We start from the raw sequence: 25,115 nt of genomic DNA, 5'->3' as shown, positions 1-25,115 counted from the left end.
TGAAACTGTTTCTCTTTTGCTTTATGAGGATAAGAAATAGATGAAGTATTCTACTCTGCTTTGTTTTTAAGCATCATCAGCAGGCTGTAAGCACCTTTCTGCACTATTTTTTTATTCTTCAGATGTTCTGCCTTTAAGATTTCCGTAAACTGATCATCTGAAATTCCGGCAGCCACCGGGATCATTTTATACTGCGATTTTCCGAGGTCTTCAAAAACATAGTTTTTATTCTCAAAAGATACTACGGATTCATTAGGCAGCCCTTCTGTATAACGGCTGCTGATAATCACTTCAGCATTGATGTACATTCCTTTTACAAACTCGGAATTGGTGGTTGACAGCCTGGCTATTGCCGTAGCGGAACCTCCGTTTTCGATATTCGGAACAACGCTTATGATCTTCGCATTGGATTTCAGTTCAGGATTCTGGTTGCTGTACACCAGGATTTCCTGCCCTGTTCTGATATCATTCACATCATTTTCAAATACTTTTAATTCCAGCAATAGTCCGGCCGGGTTGATCAGCTCAAACAAGGTATCGGAAGGATTTACATACTGACCGTTATTCACCAGGATTTTGCTTACAAAACCACTGAAAGGGGCATACACATTAATTTTGCTTCTGATATTTCCGGAATTCAGCCCTTTGGCACTGATCCCGATAATTCTGAGCTTTTCCTCCAGCCCTTTTAAAGTTGCATTAAGCGTGGAATAATCTGCCTGAGCCGTCTGTAAAGTTTTATCGCTGCTGGCTTTGCTTGTATTAAGGTCTTTCTGGCGGTTCAGGTTCAGTCTTGCCGACTCCAGCTGGGCTCTGGTTACCAGATAATCCTGCTGAAGCTGGATAAACTGTGGATCTTCCACTACCGCGAGAACCTGCCCTTTACTGAAACGGCTTCCGCTGATCACATTAATCGATTGGATATGTCCGCCCATAATACTGGAAACCGAGCTGATATGCGACGGGGCGATTTCTGCTTTTCCGTTCAGCCTTACCAGCTTTTCCATATTCCTGTTCTGAATGGAAGTAGTCGTTAATCCTACGGACTGAAGCTGTTTTTCCGAAAGATGAACCGTATTTTCGCTGCTTTGGGCAAATTTATTGTTTTCATACACTGTTTTTTCTTCTTCCTTTTTCCCGGAGCATGAAGATAAAACCAGAGTTAAGCAAAGACTGTATATTGATATTTTTTTGAATTGCATTCCGCTGTTATTTTGAAATTAAAAAATTGAGTTCTGCACCGGTTTGGTTCAGCTTTTCCAGCTGGTCGATATAATCTGCCTTGATCTTCACCGCCTGATTGACTAAAATCACCCAATCCAGGTAATCGATTTCCCCAACTTCCATCTGTTTCCGTGCTGCATTCAGAATGGTTTCGGATTTGGGAAGCTGTTTCTGTTCATAGTTTTCAATGATTTTTTCCAGGTTCATGTATTGGCTGATCTGCTGTGAAAGCCTGTTTTTAAGCTCAATTTCTTTACGCTGATACTGGTTTTCGGTAACGGCGATTTTAACTTCGGCAGCCTTAGCCAGAGCACGCTGACCTTTCGTAAATACAGGAATTCCCACGCCCACCTGAACAGAATTGAAACGGCTGTTATTGATATTTTTCATACTCTGGTTGGTATATCCCACCATAAGTTCCGGTAAAAGCCTGCTTTTTTCCAGTTGAACTTCCGCTTCATTTGCTTTGATCTGCTGCTGAAGATACAGCAGTTCCGGATGCTGCTTTACTTTATCATCAGAAAGCTGAAGATTCACATCCATGAGTGCTTTGTCTGCTACCGGCTGGTAAGGTGTTTCAGACTGAAGTAGTAACTGAAGCTGGAGTTTGGCAATATTAAGGTCGTTTTCAAGAGAATTAAGCTGTATACCTGCCTGCTCTTTCTGTAAAGCGGCTGTTGATTCTTCCAGAATATTGGCTTCTCCTTTTTTCAGTCTGAGGCCCGCTTTTTCTGAAAACTGACTGTACAGCCCGCTGATGTATTCCAGAACTTTCTTTTTTTCCTGGAGGGTTAAAATCCTGTAAAACACATCAGAAACTTCTTTCGTAAGCTGGGCTTTTGTAAGTTTCTGATTGATTATACCGGCATTCCATTCCGCATCCAGAAGCTGTTTTCTTTTGGAATATACCGTAGGAAAACTGAACCTCTGTGATACGGTAAATGAATTATCGGTTTCCTGCCCCTGAATCTGTCCCACGGCTCCTGAAAGCTCAAGCTGTGGAATATCCAGATAACTGGCCTTCAGTTTTTCCTGATAATCGGAAATTAATTGTGTGTTTTTTAAAGTTCCGTTCTGCTGATAAGCCTTTTCCAGGGCCTGTTCAAAGGTAATGCTCTCCTGTGCGCTGATGCCTCCGAATGAAAGCAGTAAAGCCAGTACAGACAGTTTTTTATAGTTTGTTTTTTTTGAAAATTTCATTTTATCTTTATTAATATGTTCAAACAGGACGTAGAGAATGGGAAGGACAAATAAAGTAAGCAGTGTTGCCAGCATAAGACCGCCGATCACTACGGTTGCCAGTGGCCGCTGTACTTCTGCTCCCGCTCCGTTGCTTAATGCCATCGGAAGGAAGCCCAGGGAAGCCACAAAAGCAGTCATCAGAACCGGACGGAGCCTGATTCTTGTCCCCATCAGTACAATTCTGCTGGTATTGCGTATCCCGTTGCTTTTTAAACGGTTGAATTCTGATATCAAAACAATTCCGTTAAGTACCGCAACCCCGAAAAGCGCAATAAATCCAACTCCGGCACTGATGCTGAAAGGCATTCCTCTCAAAGCAAGAAAATAAACACCGCCAATCGCCGACAACGGAATCGCTGTATAGATCAGAAGACTGTGTTTTACCGAACCGAATGCAAAGAACAGCAACAGGAAGATCATAACCAGGGATATAGGAACAGCGATTCCAAGTCTTGCTTTGGCCTCATTCAGATTCTCGAAAGCCCCGCCGTAAGAAATGGTATAGCCTGATGAAAGCTTAAGATCTTTGCCGGCTTTCTGCTGAAGTTCTTCCACAATACTCTGAACATCTCTTCCTCGTACATTGAACCCTACCACAATTCTTCTTTTGGTATCTTCTCTCTGGATCTGGTTCGGGCTGTCTTTAAGCTCCACTCTGGCCAGTTGGGATAAAGGAATCTGTTCGCCGGAAGCCGTAGGAACCAGAAGATTCTGAATGCTTGAAATATCTTTCTTATGCTCATTATCCATACGCACAACGATATCAAACTTCTTTTCTCCTTCATACAAAGCTCCGGCCGTCTGTCCCGCGAATGCCATATTGATCACCCTGTTGATTTCTGCAACAGAAATATTGTAACGGGAAAGCTCTGCCCGGTTATAGTCAATCACTACCTGCGGAGCCCCTACAACAGGTTCCAGATAAAGATCCTGAGCTCCTTTTACGGTGTTGATAATGCTTCCGAGTTTTTTCGCATACACAGCCAGACTGTCCAGGTCTTCACCGTAAATCTTGCATACCACATCCTGACGTGCTCCGGTCATCAGCTCATTAAAACGCATCTGTACCGGGAACTGGAACCCGGTGGTAAGTCCCGGAATAACCTGAAGGGATTTGCTCATTTTTTCAGAAAGTTCAGGGAAAGATTCTGCAGAGGTCCATTCTTTTTTAGGTTTTAAAACAATAATCATATCGCCGGCATCCATTGGCATCGGCTCTGTGGGTATTTCAGCACTTCCGATTTTGGTTACCACTTTCTCTATTTCCGGAAACTCTTTTAATAAAATTCCGGCGGCCTGGGTTGTTATCTTTTTAGTTTCATTGATATTACTTCCCTGAAGAATCCTCATTTCAACAGCAAAGTCTCCTTCTTCCAGTGACGGAATAAATTCTCCTCCCATTCTGGAAAGCGTAAACACAGCACCTGCAAATAGAACCAATACTCCCAGAATGATTGATTTTTTATATTTTAGAGCTCTGATCAGCAGTTTCTGATGCCCTGCTTCTGCTTTGGCCATTACCTTATCTGAGATATTATCCTTAACTTTTTTCTTTCTGCTCAGTACCAGAGAGCTCATCATCGGAATATACGTCAGCGAAAGAAGAAACGCTCCAACCAGGGCAAATGCAACAGTCTGGGCCATAGGCTTGAACATCTTGCCTTCAATTCCCTGTAAGGTAAAGATCGGAAGGTATACGATCAGGATGATGATCTGCCCGAATACAGCACTGTTAACCATTTTTGCAGCAGAACCGGAAACCTGGGCATCCATTTCTTTTTTGCTGAGCATATTGTCTTTTCCGAAATGCTTTTTATGGGCCAGCTGATGAAGGACAGCTTCCACAATGATGACGGCTCCGTCCACAATAAGCCCGAAATCAAGAGCTCCGAGACTCATCAGATTCCCTCCCACGCCAAAAATATTCATCATAATGATGGCAAAAAGCATGGATAAAGGAATTACCGACGCTACTAATAATCCTGCCCTGAAATTTCCTAAAAACAGAACGAGAATGAAAACTACAATTAAAGCCCCTTCCATTAAGTTTGTTTTTACTGTACTGATGGTATTGTTTACCATTTTGGCACGGTCCAGGAAAGGTTCTATAACCACTCCTTCAGGAAGTGATTCCTGGATTTTTTCAAGCCTCTGCTTGATGTTTCCGATTACTTCGTTGGCGTTTTCACCTTTCAGCATCAGAACGATAGCTCCGGATACCTCTCCTGTATCATTGTAGGTCATCGCACCGTACCGGGTTGCAAATCCAATTTTTACAGAAGCAACATCTTTGATGTGTACCGGAATTCCTTCTTTCGTATCTGCCACCTGAATATTTCCTATATCCTCCGTACTTCCCAGAAGTCCTTCGCTACGGATAAAAAGTACCGTTTCTTTTTTCTCGATATAGGCGCCTCCCGTATTCTGATTGTTCTTTTCCAATGCCGCGAATACATCGTTGATATTAATGTTGAAGGCCTGAAGTTGATTCGGATTGATGGCAATCTCATACTGCTTCAGTTTTCCTCCAAAGCTGCTGACATCCGCCACTCCTTTTGTTCCTAAAAGCTGACGTCTGATTACCCAGTCCTGAATGGTTCTGAGCTCGGTTTCATCGTACACATGCTCATACCCTTTTTTGGCGCGTACAACATACTGAAAAATTTCACCGAGACCTGTTGAGATAGGTCCCAGTTCCGGTTTTCCGATACCTTCCGGGATATTTTCCTGAACAAGCTGGAGACGTTCCTGAACCTGTTGCCTTGCCCAGTAAACATCCGTATCGTCATCGAAAACTACCGTTACCAGGGAAAGCCCGAAACGTGAAAAACTTCGCAGTTCGGTAATTCCGCTGATATTGCTGGTAGCCTGTTCAATAGGAAATGTTACCAGTCTTTCAATGTCTGCGGCTCCGTAAGACGGTGCTGTGGTAATAACCTGCACCTGATTATTCGTAATATCCGGCTGGGCATCGATAGGGAGTTTCATAGTTTCATAAACCCCGAAAAGGATAAGCCCGATGGTAAAAAGAGCAATGATGAGTTTATTCTTTACAGAGAACTCAATAATTTTGTTTAACATGAAAATAATGAATTAGATAATCCGGAGTAGTTCGTAAAACACTTTTCAGGCTTTTGTTCTTCTTTTGGTTTTTAAAAACAAACATGGTATATAAGAAATAAAATATAAATTCCTTTTACAAACACCTGCCATTCAGTGTTTAAAACATAAAAACACTGTTGTATACAACGGATTAATTAATGATAAGTAAGAACCGACTGCTTAAAGGCTTAAGCACTCATTTTTAATATAGAATATCTTTAAGACTGCCGTGGTGGCTGGAAAATTCTGGAAAGGTAAAGGCTTGGAAAATCTTTTTCCTGATAAGATGTTTTCTTCTGCGAAACAATGATTTCTTTGGGTTTCTCGATCTGAAAGCTGAGTTCGGGAATCTGGGCATGTACCATCAGTACAACCGGAGGATTGATGAAGGGCAGTTTCTGATCTGTATCCCAGTCTGCATCTTTTTTGTGATTGTCATAGTGTTCCATGACAAATTCAGCAAAATTACCTTCGTATTCCATAAGATGCTCTACGAAGACAGGTACTTTGAGTACTTCCGCCGCATTGGTGGTAGCAAACACATACATCATTGAACATACTATGGAAAACCATTTTAACATTGCCCTGCAAATATAAGGCTTAAATTTTTCCGGAAAGAACGTCTTACATTAATTTTTTGAGAATTTTTCTTTATTATTAAGCTTTTCCAGAATAAATTGAATCGGATTAAGAAAACCGGAAGCAAGACAATCTATGGGTTGAAAACGCAACAGGGCAAAAATTTTGATTATGCTGATATTTTTAAGAAGCAAGAAAATCATAGATTTCCAGCAGATAATTTTTGTACTTACTAAAAATATTTCCCACAGGTTGCACAGATTTCACAGAAAAAAATCAGTGGGAACTAAATTTATGTGGTTTTTGAAAAAAATCCTGTAAAAATCTGCCCGATCTGCAATATCTGCGAGAGAATATTAAATCAATATTTTTGTTGGATTTTCGCAAAGGGCAGCAAGGCTTTGTTTAATGTTGATATGGATTTTAAGGCGCAAGAAAATCAAAAATTTTCAGCAAGTTTTTACACCTCTAATCACTTTAGATTAAGTAGTAAAAACGGCCGAAGGCTAATCCAACGCTTCACCGGATCAACAGAGTTGATTCTGTACTTGGCTCGCTGAAATATGCACAAAGAAGCTGAGACCTTTGCGTTTTCAAAAAAGCATCCACAGATTTCACAGATTTATGGTTTTTAAATCTCGCAGATCTGGCAGATAAAGCAGATTTTTTGTTGGACAATCGCAATGGCGCAAGTTTTTTTTACTATTAGAATTGTGTTTAAGGCGCAAGAAAATCAAAGATTTTCAGCAAGAAGTACAGCATCAAATATTATCGGAGATAAAATCTTTGCACCCTTACACCCATGATGCTGGTAAAAAAATAGCGCCCTTGCGCAAATCCAACTTCCATATCCCAACTTCAAAACCTGTTTCCTATAAATTAGTACCCTAAGCTAAGGTCAATATATTTTCAAAATTCCGGAAGAAAAATTCTTTCTGATGTACCTGGAAACAGCTTCTGTAACTGATGCATTCCCTAAAATATAAGCGATGGTATTTTTTGCATTTCCCGGGAAATGATTCCGGATATGCTCAATGATTTCTTCTGACCGGATAGGATTTGAAATAAAGAAATTCAGAGGAAAACTGTGATCCAGATCAGGGAAAAGGTCTTCCTCCTGTTCCGCATAAATCAGGCTGCTGACCGTTTTACTCACAGATAACATCCTGTTGATCTCATATAACCGGGATAGTGAAGCGGAATCACCAATCAGGAAATAATGCTCTCCCGTCTGATCTGTAAGAGGTTCGTCCGGGTTCTGCCTGAAAAATACAGTATCTCCTTTCTGAACGGTTTCTATCCACCGGGCAGCTTCTTCCGAAAAGGTATCAACAGCAAAATCAGCAATGTGATAAACAGGTTCATAATTCCAGAAGGCATATTGAAGAACTTTACTCTGAGGATTATAATAAGGATTGGAAAAGAAAAATTCTGCCATATTTTCCTGCTGAAAATCTGAGCTTTGTATCTTTAAATGATAGGTACAGGCTGCAATTTTAGTTTTCAGCAGGACCGTTCCTGTGAAAATATCTGATTTGTTCATGATTGGAGTATTAAGAATTACAAAGCCGGACTGTTCTGAAATAGTTCCGGCCGGGAAAATTTAAAGCCTGGATTTCAGTCTGCTTAAGGTCTCCTGAGAAATATTGAGATAGGAAGCTACCATTTTATTGGAGAGCCTGCGTACAATAACCGGATTTTCATCCAGCAGCTGGCGGTATTTTTCAAGCGCATCCTGAACCAGAAAAGACATCAGCCGTTTGGTATTGGTAACATAGGCAATTTCAAGATATATCCTGTAAAACTTTTCCCACTGCGGAATAATATCCAGCAGATGATAAAAGTTCTGATGGGTTATATAATACACTTCCGAATCTTCCACAGCCTGAATAAACTCCTCGGAAGGCTCCGAAGTAATAAAGCTGACAAGCGCAGTGGCAAACTGATTTTCAAAAGCAAAATACCGGGTAGAGTCCTGCCCTTCTTCATTGATGAAGAATATCCGGAGACAGCCCTTCACCACGAAAAAAGTACGCTGGCTGGTCTGCCCGTTGGTGAGCAGAAGTTCGTTCTTTTTCAGGACGATAGGTTTGAAGTAAGAAAGAATGGTATTCATTTCTTCATCCGTTACCGATATTTTGCTTTTAATATATAAGCTTAACAGTTCTTCCATTGATCTTAATCAGTTATCAGCAAATGTAGTAATAAATGTGTAATAAGGCTGTATTTCTGCGTTTCCTTATGGTTTTTCCCCGTCTTCAGACTGCCCGGATTTCCAGTATGAACAGGCATATAATCCATGGGGGTCCCAGCTCAGTTCTGTTTTGAAATAGTCTTTCACAGCCTTTACCGTTGAATATTCCGCGGCAGCATATATGTATTTTTTCAGTATTCCTGCGGGAAATTCAATGGTTCTGGCTGTATCTGCAAGTCTGCTTCCATTTTCAGGTTCCGCATTATGCAGCCAGTGTACGGATACATCCGCGGCGGAGCACAGGATCATTTCATCTTCTTTCCCGTATACTTCCAGCAGGACTTTTGCTGTAACGTAAGACGGAAGTTCTTCTACAATGGCACAGATCACCGGAAGAGCTGTCGCGTCTCCTATGAAAAGATAGAAATCTGCATCAGGAACCAGGGGCCTTGAACTTTGTTTCATTCCTATTTCAAGAATGTCACCCGGAACTGCTTTTAACGCCCATGCTGAAGCCGGCCCGTTGTCTCCGTGAGCGACAAAATCAATCAGCAATTCTTTATTTTCCATATCAATTTTACGGTTGGTATAAGTTCTTGTGATCAGTTCCTGTTCAGCATTGATTCCATTTTCGCCCGATGGAATAAAAAGTTTATTATTGGAACCTGATTTCACATGAGCCAGCCATTCTGTCTGCTGATCATCTATTTCAAAAAACAGACGGATAAAATGAGGGGTCAGGAATTTTTTATCTTTAACAGTAAATGCTGAACGTATTTTTTCTGTTTTTATAGAATTTGCAGTCATATCTGTTTTATTTTTTATTAAGCATCAGGATAATTAATGAAAGAACACAGCTGATTCCGCCAAACAGATACACGGCCTGATAGCTGAATCCGCTGGCAACAAGTCCTGCCACAGGACCGGCAAGCCCGAGGGAAAGATCTACAAAAGCGACATAAGCCCCCAAAGCTGTTCCTCTCATCTGGGGTTTTACTTTTTGAATGGCCAGTACGCCCAATGCCGGAAAGACCAGTGAAAATCCTACTCCCGTTAATCCGCATCCGATAACAGCACCTGTTTTGGAAGCCGAGGTCCAGATCAGAAGCTGTCCGATAACTTCGATGATCAAAGAAATGAAAGCAATTCTGAAGCCTCCGTATTTGTCCGGAAAAGAAGCGAAGAAGATCCGGGTGAGAACATAGCAGGCTCCGAAAGTAATGAAAGCAAGAGAAGCATCGCCCCAGTTCTTTTCTGTAAAGAATAAGGCGATAAAAGAGGCAATACATCCGAATGCCAGGGAAGAAAATGCCAGACTGAGCCCCTGCCCGGAAATAGCTCCGATAACTTTATAGAAAGGGGTTCTCACATGATCTTTATCCACCGGGATTGAGGGTAACTTCACCGTTGCGATCCAGCTTACAAAAGGCAGCAGGATAATAAGCAGAAATGCGGAAAAATTCCCATATCCTTTACTGAGCCATATACTCAGCGGAGCTCCGATAGCAATCCCTGCATACATGGCAATTCCGTTCCACGTCATTACTTTTCCTGAACTGGAAGGACCTGCCAGCCCTATTCCCCAGGTTAAAGCACCGGTAACCAGGAAGCTTTCGCCTACCCCATGAATCATCCTTGCCAGCAACAGAAAAGAAAGTGCCAAAACCGGATTTTCCTGAAGTGATACAGCCAGTATATAAGCGATTCCGGCAATAACGGCCAGGACCACCCCTGTCATTTTACTGTTCTTAGCTCCTTTCGTATCGGTGATTTTACCGGAATAAGCCCGCGTTAAAAGAGTTGACAATGACTGCAGCCCGATAACGAGACCTACCACAATACTGTCAAAGCCCAGGTTCTTCTGAACAAACTCCGGCAGCACTCCCAGCACTGTTCCAATGGTAAGATAAACCCCGAACACTGATATGATGATGGGTGCGGCAGCCTGATAAAAGCTGAGGGTCTGTCCTTTTTCTAATGTTGTACTCATAAATGTGTGTGTGTAAAAATATTCGGATGCAAATGTCCTGTACGCGGCAATGCAAAACTTTGATTTAAGTCAAAAAAGGAAAAAATCATTTTTTGGAAGAGGGGTTGCCGGTGTTCAAGGCTTCCATTTCATGACGGATGGTGGCTGTCCAGAAATCCAGTTCCCATTCTTTTTTGCGGATCACATCAAGAGAAAATTCACCGGAGTGATAACTTTTGATAAGCTCTTTTCTCTGATGTCCGGCAAGCTGAAGTTCCAGATCATAATACACTTTTTTCAGGAAAGCCTGATCTCCGGAAGAGGCAGATTCTTTTTCACTGTTAAAGATTTCACTTTCTTCTTTTTCCAGTTTTTCTGTCATTTTTTTTACGGCATAGTCTGAAGCGGTGCTTTCGCTTTTAAAATTTTTCAGAAATGATATTGATTTTTCAAGAAGCTTTCTGTTCAGGATTTCTTCATTCTGTATGTTCTGTGCTGCCGGTTTTATCATCCTGATGAGCTTCGGGAGGGTAAGCCCCTGTATCAGAAGCGTAAAAAGAATCACAACAAAAGTGATGAAAAGCAGAGTGCTTCTCTGTCCGATGCTGATATTATAATGGAGAGGCAGGGCCAATGCGGCTGCCAGTGAAACGACTCCCCTCATTCCCGACCATGATAGAATAAGGTATTCTTTTTTGGTCTGGTTCATAAAAAGGGTCCGGTTTTCCGGATTCTTATCGGAAAAAACAGGAAATACAGCCAAAACAAAGAGCCTGATAACAACCAGAATAATGAATATCAGAAATCCGTACACGATGAGAACCGGCAGCCCGGAAACCGGAATATCTGCTATAATCCCGGGCAGCTGCATTCCCAGAATAAGAAATACCAGCCCGTTCAGTACAAAAATGATCACCTCCCAGAAATTTCCCATCTGTATTCTGCTGTCTGCACTAAAGATGAAAAATGAATTCCAGGAAAGGAACATTCCGAGGGTGACAACAGCCAGTACCCCGGAGCAGTGTAAATGTTCCGCCAGGCTGTACACGGCAAAAGGCAGAAGCAGAACGGCAAATGTTTCGGCATTGCTGTGACCGTTAAAATATCTGTGAAGTTTCAGAAAGAGAAAACCAGGCAGCAGCCCGGCTATAATTCCGCCCAGGCTGGCTGTTATAAACTGAGTTCCTGCATCCCGGAAAGAAAAAACGCCACTGGTAATCGCGGCAACAGCACATTTATAGGCAATGAGTGCCGAAGCATCATTCAGCAGGCTTTCTCCTTCAAGGATGGTCACCAGCTTTTGAGGAATCGGAAGATTTTTGGTAATGCTGGTAGCGGCAACTGCATCGGGAGGAGAAACAACAGCACCAAGAATAAATGCGAGCGGCCAGCTAAACCCCGGAATCATGCTGTGAACAGCAAAAGCAATTATGGTCGTGGTAAGAAATACCAGCCCCACAGCCAGAATAGATATTTTTAAAAATTCTTTTTTAAAATCCGGAACAGAAGTATTCCAGGCAGCGTCAAACAGAATTGGAGGCAATACCACATAAAAGATCATTTCCGGACTCATTTCAATGGAGGGAACTAATCCTGTAAGATTGAGTATAAGTCCTGCCGATACAAGAAGGACAGGAAGAGCCAGTTTAATCCTGCCTTTTACCGAAATAATAACGATTAAAATAACGGATATCCATATGATTTTTTCAAGTTCTGCCATAGCTTATTTTTTAAGCCGCGAAAATAGGCAGAAGGCATTTCCGGAACTTTGATGTAAGTCAAAAAAGGACGATCCGGCTATCAGTCGAAATCAAGAAAGCCGTCAGCAAGCTGCTTCCACTGGATTTTGGAAATACCCATTATTCCTCCGGCAGCCACCATGAGATTTCTGACCACATCAATGAAACCGGCTTTAAAATTAGGAGTTTCGTTTCTTCCGTACACCGCGGCTTTTAAGTAACCGGGAGTTCTGGATATCATAAATGTAGAGGTAGCTCCGTTGCTGTAAAAATGAGCAATGTGACCGTTATTTGTTATTTGGGGATCTCTGGAAGGTCTGCAGGTCATCTGTATGCTTTCTGAAGTATTGTCCTGATAATAGCAGATGTCTGTAACTTCTACCCAGTCATATCCCCTGGCTTCACTTTCTCCAGGTCCCGGAATATCAATCCTCATATAATCTCCTTTCCGGGGATCGCGGCCGGCTTCTTTTCCTGATGAGTCATAAAGCCTAAAATCAGCAAAGCCTTTGCCGCAGTAGCTTTTCCATTTGTTGACTGAGAAAAATCTTTTTTTCAGTATTTCAAACTTTAACGGAAGAAGGGCTTCTTCATATTGCTTCCGGCTTTCTGTATCATGAAATCCACCTGAATGCTGCTGTGGGACTCCTTTAATCAATTTTGGCTTCATATTACTGTGGTTTGACAGAATAAATTAACGAAAAAAAAATACCGTTCTTTTATGAGCATAGTCACAAATGATTGATTTTCTTTCCGGCTATATCATCTTAAATCCTGCATATAAAAAGAAAGTCTGTAAAACAGATCAGTTTGCTTCACTTCATCCTTTATCTCCCGGCAATTTCTTATCAGAAATCTGTAATCATCATCTGTACATTACAAATAAATAGTTGATAACAGAAATTACTTATTGAATCCTTATTTTTATCTGGAATGAATATTTTTTAAAATTTTATATTGAAACAATGTTTTGCATAATGTAATTTTTGCTTATATTTGTGGATCGAAATAATTTTTTTTCATCATTTGTGTTTTTTTAAGGTCTCCCTTTTACGGGGACCTTTTTTATTTCTTTAAATGTAATTGTTTATCTTACCATTAAATGAAAACAGGCTCTCAGGGTTATATAACGATGATTTTTACCTGGAATCATGTTTTTAATCTCAATTTTGTATCCCATTTAGGTGAAAATACGCAGTTAAATATTTGGTATTTTTCACGGTAGTATATCTCTCTTTAAAGTGACAACTTTGTAATGTTAAATAACCACAAAAACTTTACATCATGTCAAAATTTAAAATCAACATCGTTGCCGGCCCTCTCTGGAGCAACGATGAGGCACAAAAATTAGGAGGCCGTATTGCTGCGGCTCATTTAGGAAAATTTACCGGACAATGGAGCACCGTTGTCGAAGGGGCGATGAGTGTTATTGAAGTTGAATATGATACGGAAGCATCCGGAAGCACGGAGTATAAACTGAATGTTCTTGCCGGGCCTATCTGGAGCAATGAAGATGCTAAAGAGGTATGTCCTGCGATATGTGCTTCTTACGGGGGAACCTGGACCGGGTCCTGGAGTACGGTTGTAGAAGGTAAAATGAGTGTTTGCGAATGCTTGTTTAAGTTCTGAAAAATTAATAATTAACCTGATTGCAGGTCAATGAATTTGGTATCTCCGGAAATCTCCGGAGATTTTTTAATATTTTTACTTCATATTCTTAATAAAATCTGAAGGCCGGAACTGCATGACCGTCTGAAAACTTCTTGTAAAGGCCTGAACGCTTTTATAGCCTGTTTCATAAGCAATCTCGGAAATGGTAAGATTTCCTGAGCTCAGCAGTTCCATACTTTTGATGATCCGGAGAATTTGCTGGTATCTGTTCAGGGTAATACCCGTTTCTTTTTTGAAGATGCGTTCCAGGGTACGCAGGGAAAGCATGGAAATCTCACTCAGTTCTTCAATTCTTACATCTTCTCTGTAATGGCTGTGAAGATAGCTGATGGCTTTTGTGAGACGCTTATCTTCCGGAAGGCTGATATGAAGTCTGATGGCATGCTCTACAAAATATGGAAGTTCATTGAAAAGCGCTTTCAGGAAAATCTGTTCGTGAGGATCTTCGGATTGATTTTTTGACCATTTTTCAGCGTATCTGATCATCTCTTTCAGTGCCGGAGGAACAGAGAACACACTGATTTCCTGATCGAACCCTCTTCCCTGTTCCGCATCCGCAAACATAATCATCAGTTTGATTTTTTCAGAGTGCGAATTGGTCTTGTGAATGGCTCCGGGAGGAATCCAGACAGCATGATTCTGAGGAAGTAAGTAGATTTTCCCTTCTATTGTAATATACTGGAACCCACTTTCTACGTATACGAGCTGGCCTTTCCGGTGAGAATGAAGGATATCATCATGTTTCCAGTCTTCTTCAAACCATACAAAATAAGGTTTTTTCAATTCATCAATATCTATACTGTCGTGAGGGTTCATGTCGTTTTATGTTAAAACTTTGGCAAAATTAAACAAAAATACTAAAGTAAATTTGCAGTAAATATTTCCATCATGAATAACGAAACAGGAAAAAACGCTTCCTATGCTCTTCTGATCATCAATATACTTGTTGTAATTCTTATTTCCGGTAATCTCAGGTCTCCTATCATTTCTGTTGCTCCTGTACTCGGTGATATAAAAGCTGCTATGAAGCTGGATAGCTTTCAGGTCAGTCTTCTTACTTCTATTCCGTTGTTTATGTTTGCCACCTGTTCTATATTGGTAAGCCGTTTTTCCCATCAGTTCAGTATCAGCCGTTTTTTACTGTATTCTTTAATTATTCTGAGTTTCGGGCTGTTTCTCCGCATTACAGGATCGGTGTGGATGTTGTTTCTGGGTTCTGTATTTATCGGGTTGGGAATCTGTATCGGAAATGTGGTAACCCCGGGATATATTAAAAATAATTTCCCTAAACAAATCGGTCTGATGACCGGGATTTTTGCGGTGGCAATGAATCTTACGGCTGCCCTGGCTTCCGGGTTCAGTGTAAAAATCGGGGAATGGACAGGATTCGGATGGCGCGGTTCTCTGGGCATATGGCTGGTTATTGCCGGACTGGGACTGTTTGTACTGGCCCTGGAACTGATTTTTAACAAAAAAAATCCTGATCAGGTAAAAAGCTCTTTAAGCAGTTCGGATTTTAATATGTTCAGATCTGCACAGGCCTGGAATATCAGTATATTCATGGGATTGCAGTCGCTGTTCTATTATTGTATGGTGGCGTGGCTTCCGTCACTTCTCACGGATTATCATATGCAGAGCGACAGCACAGGCTGGGTGCTTTTTATGATCCAGATCACTATGATTCCGGTTACCTTCTGCAGCCCGATCATTGCCCATAAAATGAAGGACCAGAGAATACTGATCGTACTGATCTGTGTTCTGATGATGGCGAGCACGATGATGTTTGCGGGATTAAAATCACAATGGATCTATGTGAATGCGGTCATTATAGGTATTTCCAATGGTCTGTCTTTCAGTCTGTCTATCCTGTTTTTTTCCACCCGGACAAAGAACAGTGCCAATGCGGTGAAAATATCCGGAATGGCTCAGTCTGTGGGTTATCTGATCGCAGCATTCGGACCTCCGGTTTTTGGGAAGCTGCATGACTGGGATCCTTCATGGAAAAGTTCTTTCTATTTTTTAAGTATTGCGGTGGCCCTGATGTTTTATTTTGGAATGAAAGCGGCGAGAAACAGGTATGTTGAGGATTAAAAGAGTTTTCCACAGATTTTGCAGATTTTATGGTTTAAAATACCGCTGATTTTGCAGATTGAGCAGATTTTTTTGTTGGAATACGCAAGGCCGCAAGAATTATTTTACAGGCTGTATAAAAAAGGCGTAATGATTTTATCTCCGATAAAATTTCACACCGCAAGATCCATAAAAATCTTTGATTTTTAAGTTTAAGTGTTCTTCTCAACATAAAGTTTGTTTCTTAAAAGAATCTTTGTGTAAAAATCTTTTGACTACGTCGAACCTTCGGTTTGTGGTTAAAATAATTTCCCGCGGATTTTGCAGATTGAGCAGATTTTTTTTAGTGGAGAATTGTAATGCTGCAAGGATTTTAATGATGAAGATTAAAGAATTTAAGCTGAAAAGACAGAATGCTTTGAAATGTTCTGTCAATAAGTATAAAATGATAATGAGGGGTGCCGGAACCGGGATAGAGTTATTGATTCTTCCGCAGACCGGCAGATATTACAACAGGGTGTCTGGCCTGCGGAAAGAATACAATATTATAGCATAAAGAATCTGAGACTCTCTATGAACACATTTAAAATGAGTAGTATCATGGTTTGATTTAAAATCGGATTAAATTTATTCTTCCGCAGACCGGCATATTACTGATGAAACCACAACCATATTCGTTTTTTGCCAAATCTGCGTGAAGAATAAAAAATATTAACATAAAAGATCTTTGCTTTTAAATCTTTCTCCCACAGACGAGCAGATTACTGACAAACCACAACCATCAGTGCAATCTGCAGGGTCTGCGAGAGAAAAATCATATAAAAAAGGATTAGAAGTATTATAAAATACTTGTAATCTATGAAAAACTGGCTCATTTTATGTGATCCAGTATTTTTCCTGTTGCTTTGCTGAAGGTCAGTGTTTGATCCGGACCTCCGTAAAACAAAGTCAGCGTAATGGTGCTGTCTGTTTCTTTTTCAAAAATAATATCCTTTGAATTCCGGATCTTCGCATCTATGTGATGATCCTGTAACTGTGAATCGCTGCATTGCAGGATCTGTTTTTCAAAAGGTCCGTTTTTTTCTGTGATCTGAAGCCAGGGCGGAACCATCACACTGTATGATACGATCTGTGCACGGTAACTTCCGTTCAGATCTCTGTCCATCCATAATCCGGCAGGTGTAGTGGCAAAGACCAGCGCATAAAATGGCAGTCCCATCGGCAGCATACTCAATATTAAAGCGGTAAACATGGCCGCCAGTAATAATTTTGCCCCTATTTTTTTCCAGAACACAACGATTACCGATATGCATCCAAAGAACCATAGCCAGAAAAGAATAATATCTGCATAATATCCTCTCAGACTTACTCTGAAGAAAAAACAGGCAGTAATATCTGCGGCCAGAAGCAGGGACAGTATCAGATATATTTTTAATAAAATTTTTGCCATTAGGGTTATTTTGACAGCAGTATGTTAATTGTAATTATCAGGAAGTTAAAGCAGCATTACAGCCTGTGTAGTGCTGCTTTTTTTAATTTGTTAAAATTTAGAGTTTTCATGGTTATTAGTTTTTAACTCTACACTTCCTTTATATATTATTCACAGTCTTATTCATGTGATCATCAACAGATTGTTGCAGTAAAAACAACACCGGCACGTCCCCCTTTGTGCCGATGCTGTATATTTTTTCTGCTCTACCGTCAACAGTTATAAAAATAGAAGAAAAACAGCAGGAAAATTACGAACAGGTATCCTGTTGTAAAAATGGCAGAGCAGTTATTCCTGTTAAAAAAACAAAGTTGTCATGGTTACTAATTCTTCAGCCCTGGATATTCTTTTCTTCTTTTTTATAAATGATCGCTCAGTACAGCTTTTATCAGCTGTTTACTGAGAGTTTTCATGGTTATCGTTATTATAGTTTTATAGTTTTTACTGTATCAGGTGTTTTGTCGGGAAGTAAAAAAGCGGTACGTCTCTTACATCAGGTTTACTGTTGCAACTGACAGTACCACTCTTTTTATTGCTCTGTTTAAAACTAAAAGTTTTCATGGTTATTATTATTCCAGCTCCAGACATCCTTCTTCCTTTTATAAATTATATGCAGTATAATGATTATGGTCATTATCCCGATCAGCCAATAGCCGATCCATTGAAAGAAGATCAGAGAAAACTCCTCATCATCCCCAATACAGTCTATTGTGTATCCCCAGATGGTTTTTCCCTTTCCGTTTTCAGAGGTATTCCTGCAGGCACAGTATTCGGGAAGTACCAGCAGAAAATCTACTGCCAGCAACAGGATCCAGAATACAGACAGAATGTTCCGTAAAACTTTAATGGCCATCATAGGGTCAATAGTATTTTTCTGTTTATATTATTATCGTTTTGTACTTATTTCAAAGAGCGTAAACATTGGTCTGTAAAACCGTTCAGAACAGGTGTTTCATTCGACAGATACGGAGAAATAATTTCCGGGGGTTTATGAATTATCCCTGTTTCTTATTTCAAAAGTAGATAATATTTTCATCCTTTCCCTCTTTCATTTACAATCCGCATGATGCCGTTTACAATTCGCAAAAAAAGGTCTTATACCTATGAATAAAAGACCTCAGAATTTCTTAGCAGGTGAGTCTTACGGCACTTTCTTATGGCCAACGGCTTCTTTTGCCATTGCTTCTGAATAAGAAGTATTGCCGGTCTGTTTCCCTGTTTTATCATAAGTAAGGATCCGCTTTTCTCCGTTGATGTTTTTAACGGTTTCTTTTTTATCAAGGTTACCGTTCTTATAGTATTCTGTCACGTCATTCCCTTCTTTATTGGTGTAGGCATGCGTTGCGAGTTTTCCGTCGTAGTAATAGTCGTTGTACCGGACGTTATTTTTGGTGTATTGTCTGTTATACAGGGTCCCGTTTTCGGCGTAGCTTTCAAAGATGTTCTGTCCGGATCTCTGTTTTTTATTCCCGTTGGGGTAAAATTCGGTATAGGTTTCGGTAACATCGTCTGAAATGCTGCTTACATTTCCGTTTTCAAAATAATGCTTTGAGCCTCCTCTTCCGTAATGTTTATTTTTGTCCAGAGAAACCCATCCGTCGGATTTAAGGACTTTATTGGGATCATATTCCTTAAAGTAAGCATTTTTTGCATCCCGCCAGGCGTTGATGACAGTTCCGTCACTGTGTATATTATAAGCCTTTACATAGGAATTTTCAATGGTAAAATCGGTTTTTATGCCTTCCCGCAATTCTGTAACAGTACCGCTGATCATCTTATTTTTCACCGATATATCTGCTTTCCGGTGATCGTTGCCCAATATATAACGGCCGTCTTCAAGCTGGACACTTTTAGTACCGGAACTATCGGTAACCTTTACTTTATCGAAAAAAGCATGGTCTGCATTTCCCACATGAATCATAAGATTTTCTCTTTGCTGCTGGAAAAAAACAACACCGGATGCTAATATAAAAATACTGAACAATATCCTTTTCATATGTTTTTTACTATTCTTTTCGCGGTTTTCAACCTGAATAAGTTAAATGAAGAATAACTACCGGCAGTCTTTCATAGGCTTTTCCACCAGTTTCTGTTTTTTATCATTCCAGCGGTAGCAGTGCTGATTAAGGGGAATCAAACTGTCGTTCACCACTTTATATTCAACTGTTGTGACCACTGTTCCGGCACAGCATTGATTTCTTTCATACACTCTTTTCTTAACAGGATCGAATTCCAGAGAAATCCCGCTGAAGCTGCTTTCGTAATATTTATGAGTTTTTTTATTATACAGAAAGTAAATACTGGATGTATTGGGACCTGCATAACTGGATTCGAAGACAGAAAAATCTTCAGCTCCGTCAAAATTATAGTCTCCGGTGCTGATATTATTTAATCCCCAAAGCTGACAGCTTACATCAAGCTCCTGCAGCAGTTTGTCCGTACGTTTTTCAAATATTTTCACGGAGGTAACCATTGGGTAATACTGTTCTCTTTCTTTTGAAGCAACTACCTTGAAATAATGATTACCTGCAGAAACGGACTGTAATAATTCCCGGTTTTTCCACTCAATATTTTCACCGTTTTCAATGGAATACTTTTTTGATAAATTAATTTTTAGCTCTTTATTGGTTTTAATATTTTTCCACGTCCCGGATAAGGTATTTTTATCTTCAGCAAAGTGATCCAGTGTAAAAATCGCTTTGGTCTGCTTCTTTCCGGCTTCTTCTTCAAAAGTAAGTTTACCATTGCTGAGAGTTCCATTATGCAGTGAAATGGGTTCATCAAAATCGGTATAGGAGTACACGGCATCTGCTGTTTTAGCGGCCGGATAAATAACCATTTCAATGGGATAATCCCCGATAGTTCCTGTATAAACGGTCTGTGCACTGATCTGGCCGACCGTAAGAATTAAAACCGGAAGCAGAATTGTTTTCATAGTTTAAAAAAATTATTTTAATTCCTGAATGGCTTTCTGTACATATTCGTTATTCATATTGTCTTCTGAGATCCGGTCTCCCCATTGCAGATATCCGTGCCGGTCTTTTGCAAAGCAGCCTGCCAGCGTACTTTTGGTCCTGAATGTTGTATAATCTACACTATCCAGTATTCCCTGCCGTGATTCATAAATATGGTTTTTATCTTTTGCATAGCACCCGCTCAATACCTCAAAGGTCTGCGGGTCTGCTTCCGGGAAAACGGAAAAACTTCCTCCGTATGCCATTCCATAATATCTGTATACATGATTTTTATCTTTGTAAAAGCTGCTATTCAGTTTTTGGAAAGTGGCCGTATCAATGATCTGCCTGAGAGGTTCATGATCGTTAAATCCCATCCGGGTAATATAATTGTCAGCCTGCTTCATTCCTTCCGGCCCTACCGCAATAATTTCCTTTACTGCCCAGTCCCCTTTTCTGCTGATCCACAATCCGTTCTTCTGAAGTTTCCATCCTGAAGCCCGGTTCGCACTGTCTATCGACTTTACAACGGTCTCAAAATGCTGCTTTTCTATCTCTTCAGGGCATATCACCGGCTGAATCCCTAAGAACATGAATAAACCGCCTATTTTCTTATATTCTTTTTTTTCTGCAATACCGGAGCTGATCTGATATATTCCCGTTTTGTAACGGTATATATTCCCATCACGGCAGCTGCTGTTATATTTTACAGGATAGAAATAAGTACCTGTACACAGAAGTACAAAGATCACGATACCCAAAATCAGTATAAATCTGAATACTTTCATATTTCTCTCTTTATTTCAGCTTTTTAAAAATACGGATGAAAATCACAACACAACCGGATTTCACTGGAAATTTCAGTTGTTCCATTACAGCAGCATCTGCCAGGTATCTTCTTTTTTATATACCCAGGCATCATTTTCTGATTGTACGGATACTTTTGTTTTCCGCTGGATAATCTGTTCTGCAGAAGGATAGGTATGTCCTCCCTCAGATATTACAAGGCTGTCTCTTTTTTCACCGTTAAAATAGTCAGGAATATAAATTCCATACGCTTTTTCTTTAGAGGCTGCCCATAAAAAGAAACAGATCATTGCTCCCAATAAGAGGAGTATGGCGATGAGTATTGCTTTAGGAGAGCGTTTAAAGTAGGTAAGCCCGCCTATTACAATACAGATTAACATGGCTACAATTAATATCATATTTTATCAATAATATTGGTAAGCCAGTTACAGAAACCGTCTCCGCCGGACCATAAACAGCTTAAGTAAAGAATCGGAACAATAAAAACCAGAAGAAACGGTACATCTGTAAGCGCTACTTTATAGTCCTTCTTTATCAATCTGGTGATAAAATCCGTTATAAATCCGAAAAACAAAGCGCTTAACACAAAGATCAGCATCAATGCCACTCCCATCCCCACATCGGTAGGATGTTCTTTTTGTCTGTTGGCCCTGAATGCCATTTCTGCCCAGAAGTATAACCCTATGAGGGGAGCAGCAGCAATCAGCAGTCTTATCAGAAGATGTTTAACGATTTTCATGGTTTGTTCAAATATAAATATATTAAAAGTTATTCTTTTATTTTTCTTAAAATATTATGGATTATGATGGGAAAAAGTACCATCAATGCCAGACAGGCACAGGTGAGTGGAAGGTTTCTTCCGTTATCTGCAAAAAAAACGATAACAACTCCCAAAACGGGCACCGGAGAAAAGATGATGAGCTTGTTAAGATAAAACCGGTTTTCTTTTCTGCGGTTTTCATCCATAACCCCGGTATTCTGTAAAAGATCGGGAAAATACTGCTGTACATAATCCCGGATCAAATGAAGGTCGTCCGGCGAAAGTTCTTTTGGTCGCACCAGCAGGTCCCCCACAGCAATTGTCATGCTTTTCCCGGTAAAAGAAACGGCTTTGACTGATGATGAGGAAAATTCTTTCAAATAGTTTTTGGGATCAAACATATAGCCTTTATAATCGGAATCGGCCATTGTTACCAGGCATCTGAGTTTTCTTTTATCAAAATAAAAAACTTCAAAATCTGATGCTTTTTTATATTCTCCGTAACAGGGCTTTATAAAGAAAATAAAGGAGAGAAACAGTGATGTAACGGCAAAGAAAGCAAATTCTATATCCAACAGCATCTGCCCCAGCCAGTATGCTACCGCGAATATGACTGCAACAGACCATAACAGATATCTGTTCCCTGATATTTTCTGAAAGAGACAGACTAATGTGAGAGCACCTGCTGCACAAAGTCCGCTTTTCAGATTTGTAAAGACAGAGAGAATTCCTGTAAGAGAGAGAAAAGAAACAAAAATCAGAGAAACAATGGTGCTTTTTTTTCCGAAATATTGCTTTATAATACTTATAGAAGCAGTCTTTTTTTCCATCATCGTCTCTCTGATAGGTTATTATTTTTTACCCGAATAACAGTAGATTCTATATACTTTTCCCGAAATCAATAAAATTAATTCCAGATTTGTTATCATTGCTGATATGGTTCATGATAACGGCAAGATCCTGTTCCAGCATCAGAGCCTGTTTGTCGTTATTATTGATAATATAAAAATAATTTCTGTCTGCCGTTTTTATCCGGAGCCGGTAATGCCCTCCTCCCCGGCTGTGTATTTTTTCAAGATTATACTTAATTATACTGCTTCCTTTAATACAGCTGACCTTCCCCAGCTTAAAGATATGCAGCATATCTTTCTGAAAAATGAATGAAATATGATACTTATTGATAAAAGTCTGGCTTTCATTATATTCTTTCAGTTTTTTAATGTCATTACTGTCCAGCGATTTCAGTACCGGAACATAGCTTTCTAAAAACCGGTTAAGCAGAAAAGCCAGCGGCAATATCATTACAGCCAGAAGACCTGTCATGGCCAAAGCATATTTTACAGCATCTTCTATTCTTTCATTATATCTTGTTTTCCCCAACAGATCTTTTCCGAGGTCATTCGTTTCTTTATATGCAACAATAAAAAAGATAAACGGGACTATAAAAACGGCCAAAACCAGCAGAAGAATCAAGATTCTTTTTCTTAATCGAAGATGGCTTATAAAATGGCTTATATATTTTGTATTCGTCATTTGTGCAGCACATTTTATACTCTTTTGCTTGGTCTGGCTGTCAGGTCAAAGGTAGAAAGTATATTCTGCAGGCGAAAGTCCCGTTTACAATTCGCAGGAAACGGTTTACAATTCGCAGTATTTTTCACTCAATACAGATTTAATAAATTACCGATACTGATAAACAAGATGTTGTATCCATTATTTTTTACAGGTAAAAATAATACCTGACGCGATAATGAGAAAAAATACTCCTATTAAAACAGCAAATGCATACAACCCTGAACCCTGTGGGTAGAAAAGCTGCCGGGAAAGAAAAAATCTGCTTTCTGACGGATGATCAGGATTGTACAGAACAATGAATTTTTTGTCATCAATCCGTTGTCTGGTTTTCTGAAGAACTTCTTTTTTCAGTTTCTGAATCCTTTTTTTATTTTCCCAGACCGGGTAATATAACTTTTCAGCTTTGTGTTCAGTACGGGTGAAATGATGATTCCCGGCTTTGTAACTGTATGTAATATCTGAATACGCATATCCGCTGGATTTGCGGTAAGGTTTATCCCATCCTGACTGATAAAACACAATCTTAGCATCTGTGGTATTCCATGATAAATGCGTCCATTGAAACTCTTTAAACCTTAAAAACGGAGAAACCGAAAAAAAAATCAGCAAAAAAGCATAACTGATTCCCAGCAGTATCAGAAAATATTCGCCTTTTTTCCTCCAGCCTTTCCGCTGTGTTTTTTTCAGTATAAAAATAAAACCCGTGATAACCAGTGCATAAATAAAATAATGATAAGTGTTGACCACGAATATAAAGACTAAGAGCATTGCTGTCATGATAACAGCTCCGAGGTATTCGAAAAAACAATCGGTGATATGTTTAAAGCCTTTTTTCAATACTATTTAAATTAAGATATTGACGGGTTTATTCTCCCGTGGTGGTGGTTTTGAATTTCTGGGAATCCGGATCATAAAGAACAGAAAGTTCAATATCTTCTCCTGTAACGATGATTCCGCTCCGGGATACGGGAGCATAGTCTGTCTGGTCCAGGCGAATCTTCATCTTATCCGAATAATTTTCAGCAAAAGCAATATAAGGCAGCCTGGTCACCTCATTGGAACAGATAATCAGTAACCGGCTGATCTGCTTTTCATTATTATCCATCAGTACAGCTGCGTCACGGATGCCATCACCGTCAAAATCCCCCAGTACTACTGAAGATTTCGCTCTTTCTTTATTTTGTGTAATACTGTATTTATTTCCGTCACTGTAATTTTCATTCATCAGGATCTTCTTCACCCCGGTAGGCAGCGAAACAAAGGGTGGCAGTGAAAAATTATTTTTATATTCATCAAAACGGTAATCTTCAATAAACAGCCCGGCATCTGCATCATAGCCTGGCGTACCGGGAAATTTATACGGATTTTGAAGAAGAATTACTTTCCTGCTTTCCGTAGATTTACTGTCATCCGCAAACACTCTGTCTCCAAAGTTCAGTTTACCTGAAGGCAGGTTTACAGAACCGGCAATAACCCTGTATTCGCTGTAAGGAGATTCCTCTCCTTCATATTCCGCACTCTTCAAGGTGTCTTTCACGGTAGAAACAGAGTCTTTTTTAGCTATGGAAAGGCTGTCTTTAGGCGCTTTTCCGGGAACATGCGGCAATGGTTTGGTTTTATTGATGTAGATAAAAATTCCGGCCGCTATAAGAACAGCAGATAAGCCCGCTGCAATATATATCTTCTTTTTTCTGTCCGGGTTGGATGTTGGTGTAGGCTTGTTTTCCATTATTTTGTGAT

The 25,115-nt window shown here is 40.0% G+C and carries 23 protein-coding genes; 2 read left to right on the top strand and 21 right to left on the bottom strand.

All coding sequences use genetic code 11. The features are described 5' to 3' along the window. Window positions 1-50: 50 nt before the first annotated feature. From AC106S_RS00740 to AC106S_RS00700, 9 genes are all read right to left on the bottom strand, one after another. Entirely contained in the window at window positions 51-1,202 is a 1,152-nt protein-coding gene (locus AC106S_RS00740; protein ID WP_482437219.1) for an efflux RND transporter periplasmic adaptor subunit, read from the bottom strand. 7 nt (window positions 1,203-1,209) lie between these two features. Then, window positions 1,210-5,547 (bottom strand): CusA/CzcA family heavy metal efflux RND transporter, encoded by a 4,338-nt coding sequence (locus tag AC106S_RS00735; RefSeq protein WP_482437218.1) that lies wholly within the window; start codon window positions 5,545-5,547, stop codon window positions 1,210-1,212. A gap of 239 nt (window positions 5,548-5,786) precedes the next feature. Beyond that, window positions 5,787-6,149 (bottom strand): hypothetical protein, encoded by a 363-nt coding sequence (locus AC106S_RS00730; protein WP_482437217.1) that lies wholly within the window; start codon window positions 6,147-6,149, stop codon window positions 5,787-5,789. An 896-nt stretch (window positions 6,150-7,045) separates the two neighbouring features. Then, a complete protein-coding gene (locus AC106S_RS00725) occupies window positions 7,046-7,690 on the bottom strand; it encodes a hypothetical protein (RefSeq protein ID WP_482437215.1) in 645 nt (214 codons plus the stop codon). Between the two features lie 60 nt (window positions 7,691-7,750). Beyond that, on the bottom strand, window positions 7,751-8,320 hold the full coding sequence (locus tag AC106S_RS00720) for a Crp/Fnr family transcriptional regulator (protein ID WP_482437214.1): 570 nt from the start codon (window positions 8,318-8,320) through the stop codon (window positions 7,751-7,753). A 66-nt stretch (window positions 8,321-8,386) separates the two neighbouring features. After that, window positions 8,387-9,148, bottom strand: coding sequence for a siderophore-interacting protein (locus tag AC106S_RS00715; protein ID WP_482437213.1), 762 nt, complete (start codon window positions 9,146-9,148; stop codon window positions 8,387-8,389). 7 nt (window positions 9,149-9,155) lie between these two features. Next, a complete protein-coding gene (locus AC106S_RS00710) occupies window positions 9,156-10,331 on the bottom strand; it encodes an MFS transporter (RefSeq protein ID WP_482437212.1) in 1,176 nt (391 codons plus the stop codon). 85 nt (window positions 10,332-10,416) lie between these two features. After that, window positions 10,417-12,030 (bottom strand): Na+/H+ antiporter, encoded by a 1,614-nt coding sequence (locus tag AC106S_RS00705; protein WP_482437211.1) that lies wholly within the window; start codon window positions 12,028-12,030, stop codon window positions 10,417-10,419. Window positions 12,031-12,110: 80 nt separating this feature from the next. After that, a complete protein-coding gene (locus AC106S_RS00700; protein WP_482437210.1) occupies window positions 12,111-12,719 on the bottom strand; it encodes a hypothetical protein in 609 nt (202 codons plus the stop codon). Between the two features lie 614 nt (window positions 12,720-13,333). On the opposite strand from AC106S_RS00700, the gene AC106S_RS00695 reads away from it, so the two are divergent. After that, entirely contained in the window at window positions 13,334-13,678 is a 345-nt protein-coding gene (locus tag AC106S_RS00695) for a mannan-binding protein (RefSeq protein ID WP_482437209.1), read from the top strand. Between the two features lie 75 nt (window positions 13,679-13,753). Here the strand turns inward: AC106S_RS00695 and AC106S_RS00690 are convergent, their stop codons facing one another. Further along, window positions 13,754-14,536: a helix-turn-helix domain-containing protein gene (locus AC106S_RS00690; protein ID WP_482437208.1), complete on the bottom strand. Its 783-nt coding sequence runs from the start codon at window positions 14,534-14,536 to the stop codon at window positions 13,754-13,756. Between the two features lie 72 nt (window positions 14,537-14,608). On the opposite strand from AC106S_RS00690, the gene AC106S_RS00685 reads away from it, so the two are divergent. After that, window positions 14,609-15,811, top strand: a complete 1,203-nt coding sequence (locus AC106S_RS00685; RefSeq protein WP_482437207.1) for a CynX/NimT family MFS transporter — start codon at window positions 14,609-14,611, stop codon at window positions 15,809-15,811. 850 nt (window positions 15,812-16,661) lie between these two features. Here the strand turns inward: AC106S_RS00685 and AC106S_RS00680 are convergent. From AC106S_RS00680 to AC106S_RS00630, 11 genes are all read right to left on the bottom strand, one after another. Next, the gene (locus AC106S_RS00680; RefSeq protein WP_482437206.1) at window positions 16,662-17,240 is read right to left on the bottom strand and encodes a hypothetical protein; all 579 of its coding nucleotides are present in this window, start codon (window positions 17,238-17,240) and stop codon (window positions 16,662-16,664) included. Between the two features lie 586 nt (window positions 17,241-17,826). After that, complete coding sequence (locus AC106S_RS00675) at window positions 17,827-18,135, bottom strand: hypothetical protein (protein ID WP_482437205.1); 309 nt, start codon at window positions 18,133-18,135, stop codon at window positions 17,827-17,829. Window positions 18,136-18,420: 285 nt separating this feature from the next. Beyond that, window positions 18,421-19,275 (bottom strand): hypothetical protein, encoded by an 855-nt coding sequence (locus AC106S_RS00670; protein WP_482437204.1) that lies wholly within the window; start codon window positions 19,273-19,275, stop codon window positions 18,421-18,423. Between the two features lie 57 nt (window positions 19,276-19,332). Continuing rightward, window positions 19,333-20,214 carry an XAC2610-related protein gene (locus tag AC106S_RS00665; protein WP_482437203.1) on the bottom strand — a complete coding sequence of 294 codons (882 nt, stop codon included), beginning with the start codon at window positions 20,212-20,214 and terminating at the stop codon, window positions 19,333-19,335. Between the two features lie 12 nt (window positions 20,215-20,226). Next, window positions 20,227-21,021 (bottom strand): DKNYY domain-containing protein, encoded by a 795-nt coding sequence (locus AC106S_RS00660; protein ID WP_482437202.1) that lies wholly within the window; start codon window positions 21,019-21,021, stop codon window positions 20,227-20,229. 84 nt (window positions 21,022-21,105) lie between these two features. After that, window positions 21,106-21,438, bottom strand: coding sequence for a hypothetical protein (locus AC106S_RS00655; protein ID WP_482437201.1), 333 nt, complete (start codon window positions 21,436-21,438; stop codon window positions 21,106-21,108). After that, complete coding sequence (locus AC106S_RS00650) at window positions 21,435-21,779, bottom strand: hypothetical protein (protein WP_482437200.1); 345 nt, start codon at window positions 21,777-21,779, stop codon at window positions 21,435-21,437. Before AC106S_RS00650 ends, AC106S_RS00655 begins: the two co-directional genes overlap by 4 nt. A 29-nt stretch (window positions 21,780-21,808) precedes the next feature. After that, the gene (locus tag AC106S_RS00645) at window positions 21,809-22,633 is read right to left on the bottom strand and encodes a hypothetical protein (protein ID WP_482437199.1); all 825 of its coding nucleotides are present in this window, start codon (window positions 22,631-22,633) and stop codon (window positions 21,809-21,811) included. A gap of 46 nt (window positions 22,634-22,679) precedes the next feature. After that, the gene (locus tag AC106S_RS00640) at window positions 22,680-23,333 is read right to left on the bottom strand and encodes a hypothetical protein (RefSeq protein WP_482437198.1); all 654 of its coding nucleotides are present in this window, start codon (window positions 23,331-23,333) and stop codon (window positions 22,680-22,682) included. 180 nt (window positions 23,334-23,513) lie between these two features. Beyond that, window positions 23,514-24,212 (bottom strand): hypothetical protein, encoded by a 699-nt coding sequence (locus AC106S_RS00635; RefSeq protein ID WP_482437197.1) that lies wholly within the window; start codon window positions 24,210-24,212, stop codon window positions 23,514-23,516. 28 nt (window positions 24,213-24,240) lie between these two features. Beyond that, window positions 24,241-25,104, bottom strand: a complete 864-nt coding sequence (locus AC106S_RS00630; protein WP_482437196.1) for an FG-GAP repeat protein — start codon at window positions 25,102-25,104, stop codon at window positions 24,241-24,243. Between the last annotated feature and the right edge of the window lie 11 nt (window positions 25,105-25,115).

Source organism: Chryseobacterium sp. FR054 (assembly GCF_056844565.1).
Note: the sequence above shows the minus strand (reverse complement) of the source record. Positions and strands in the feature narration are given on the sequence as shown.

Bases quoted from the DNA above. Each gene is read 5' to 3' on its own strand.
- AC106S_RS00660 (WP_482437202.1), bottom strand. From the start codon at position 21,021: ATGAAAGTATTCAGATTTATACTGATTTTGGGTATCGTGATCTTTGTA.
- AC106S_RS00705 (WP_482437211.1), bottom strand. From the start codon at position 12,030: ATGGCAGAACTTGAAAAAATCATATGGATATCCGTTATTTTAATCGTT.
- AC106S_RS00690 (WP_482437208.1), bottom strand. From the start codon at position 14,536: ATGAACCCTCACGACAGTATAGATATTGATGAATTGAAAAAACCTTAT.
- AC106S_RS00720 (WP_482437214.1), bottom strand. From the start codon at position 8,320: ATGGAAGAACTGTTAAGCTTATATATTAAAAGCAAAATATCGGTAACG.
- AC106S_RS00645 (WP_482437199.1), bottom strand. From the start codon at position 22,633: ATGATGGAAAAAAAGACTGCTTCTATAAGTATTATAAAGCAATATTTC.
- AC106S_RS00655 (WP_482437201.1), bottom strand. From the start codon at position 21,438: ATGATATTAATTGTAGCCATGTTAATCTGTATTGTAATAGGCGGGCTT.
- AC106S_RS00685 (WP_482437207.1), top strand. From the start codon at position 14,609: ATGAATAACGAAACAGGAAAAAACGCTTCCTATGCTCTTCTGATCATC.
- AC106S_RS00630 (WP_482437196.1), bottom strand. From the start codon at position 25,104: ATGGAAAACAAGCCTACACCAACATCCAACCCGGACAGAAAAAAGAAG.
- AC106S_RS00710 (WP_482437212.1), bottom strand. From the start codon at position 10,331: ATGAGTACAACATTAGAAAAAGGACAGACCCTCAGCTTTTATCAGGCT.
- AC106S_RS00680 (WP_482437206.1), bottom strand. From the start codon at position 17,240: ATGGCAAAAATTTTATTAAAAATATATCTGATACTGTCCCTGCTTCTG.
- AC106S_RS00735 (WP_482437218.1), bottom strand. From the start codon at position 5,547: ATGTTAAACAAAATTATTGAGTTCTCTGTAAAGAATAAACTCATCATT.
- AC106S_RS00715 (WP_482437213.1), bottom strand. From the start codon at position 9,148: ATGACTGCAAATTCTATAAAAACAGAAAAAATACGTTCAGCATTTACT.
- AC106S_RS00670 (WP_482437204.1), bottom strand. From the start codon at position 19,275: ATGAAAAGGATATTGTTCAGTATTTTTATATTAGCATCCGGTGTTGTT.
- AC106S_RS00650 (WP_482437200.1), bottom strand. From the start codon at position 21,779: ATGAAAATCGTTAAACATCTTCTGATAAGACTGCTGATTGCTGCTGCT.
- AC106S_RS00725 (WP_482437215.1), bottom strand. From the start codon at position 7,690: ATGAACAAATCAGATATTTTCACAGGAACGGTCCTGCTGAAAACTAAA.
- AC106S_RS00640 (WP_482437198.1), bottom strand. From the start codon at position 23,333: ATGACGAATACAAAATATATAAGCCATTTTATAAGCCATCTTCGATTA.
- AC106S_RS00675 (WP_482437205.1), bottom strand. From the start codon at position 18,135: ATGATGGCCATTAAAGTTTTACGGAACATTCTGTCTGTATTCTGGATC.
- AC106S_RS00695 (WP_482437209.1), top strand. From the start codon at position 13,334: ATGTCAAAATTTAAAATCAACATCGTTGCCGGCCCTCTCTGGAGCAAC.
- AC106S_RS00700 (WP_482437210.1), bottom strand. From the start codon at position 12,719: ATGAAGCCAAAATTGATTAAAGGAGTCCCACAGCAGCATTCAGGTGGA.
- AC106S_RS00665 (WP_482437203.1), bottom strand. From the start codon at position 20,214: ATGAAAACAATTCTGCTTCCGGTTTTAATTCTTACGGTCGGCCAGATC.
- AC106S_RS00730 (WP_482437217.1), bottom strand. From the start codon at position 6,149: ATGTTAAAATGGTTTTCCATAGTATGTTCAATGATGTATGTGTTTGCT.
- AC106S_RS00740 (WP_482437219.1), bottom strand. From the start codon at position 1,202: ATGCAATTCAAAAAAATATCAATATACAGTCTTTGCTTAACTCTGGTT.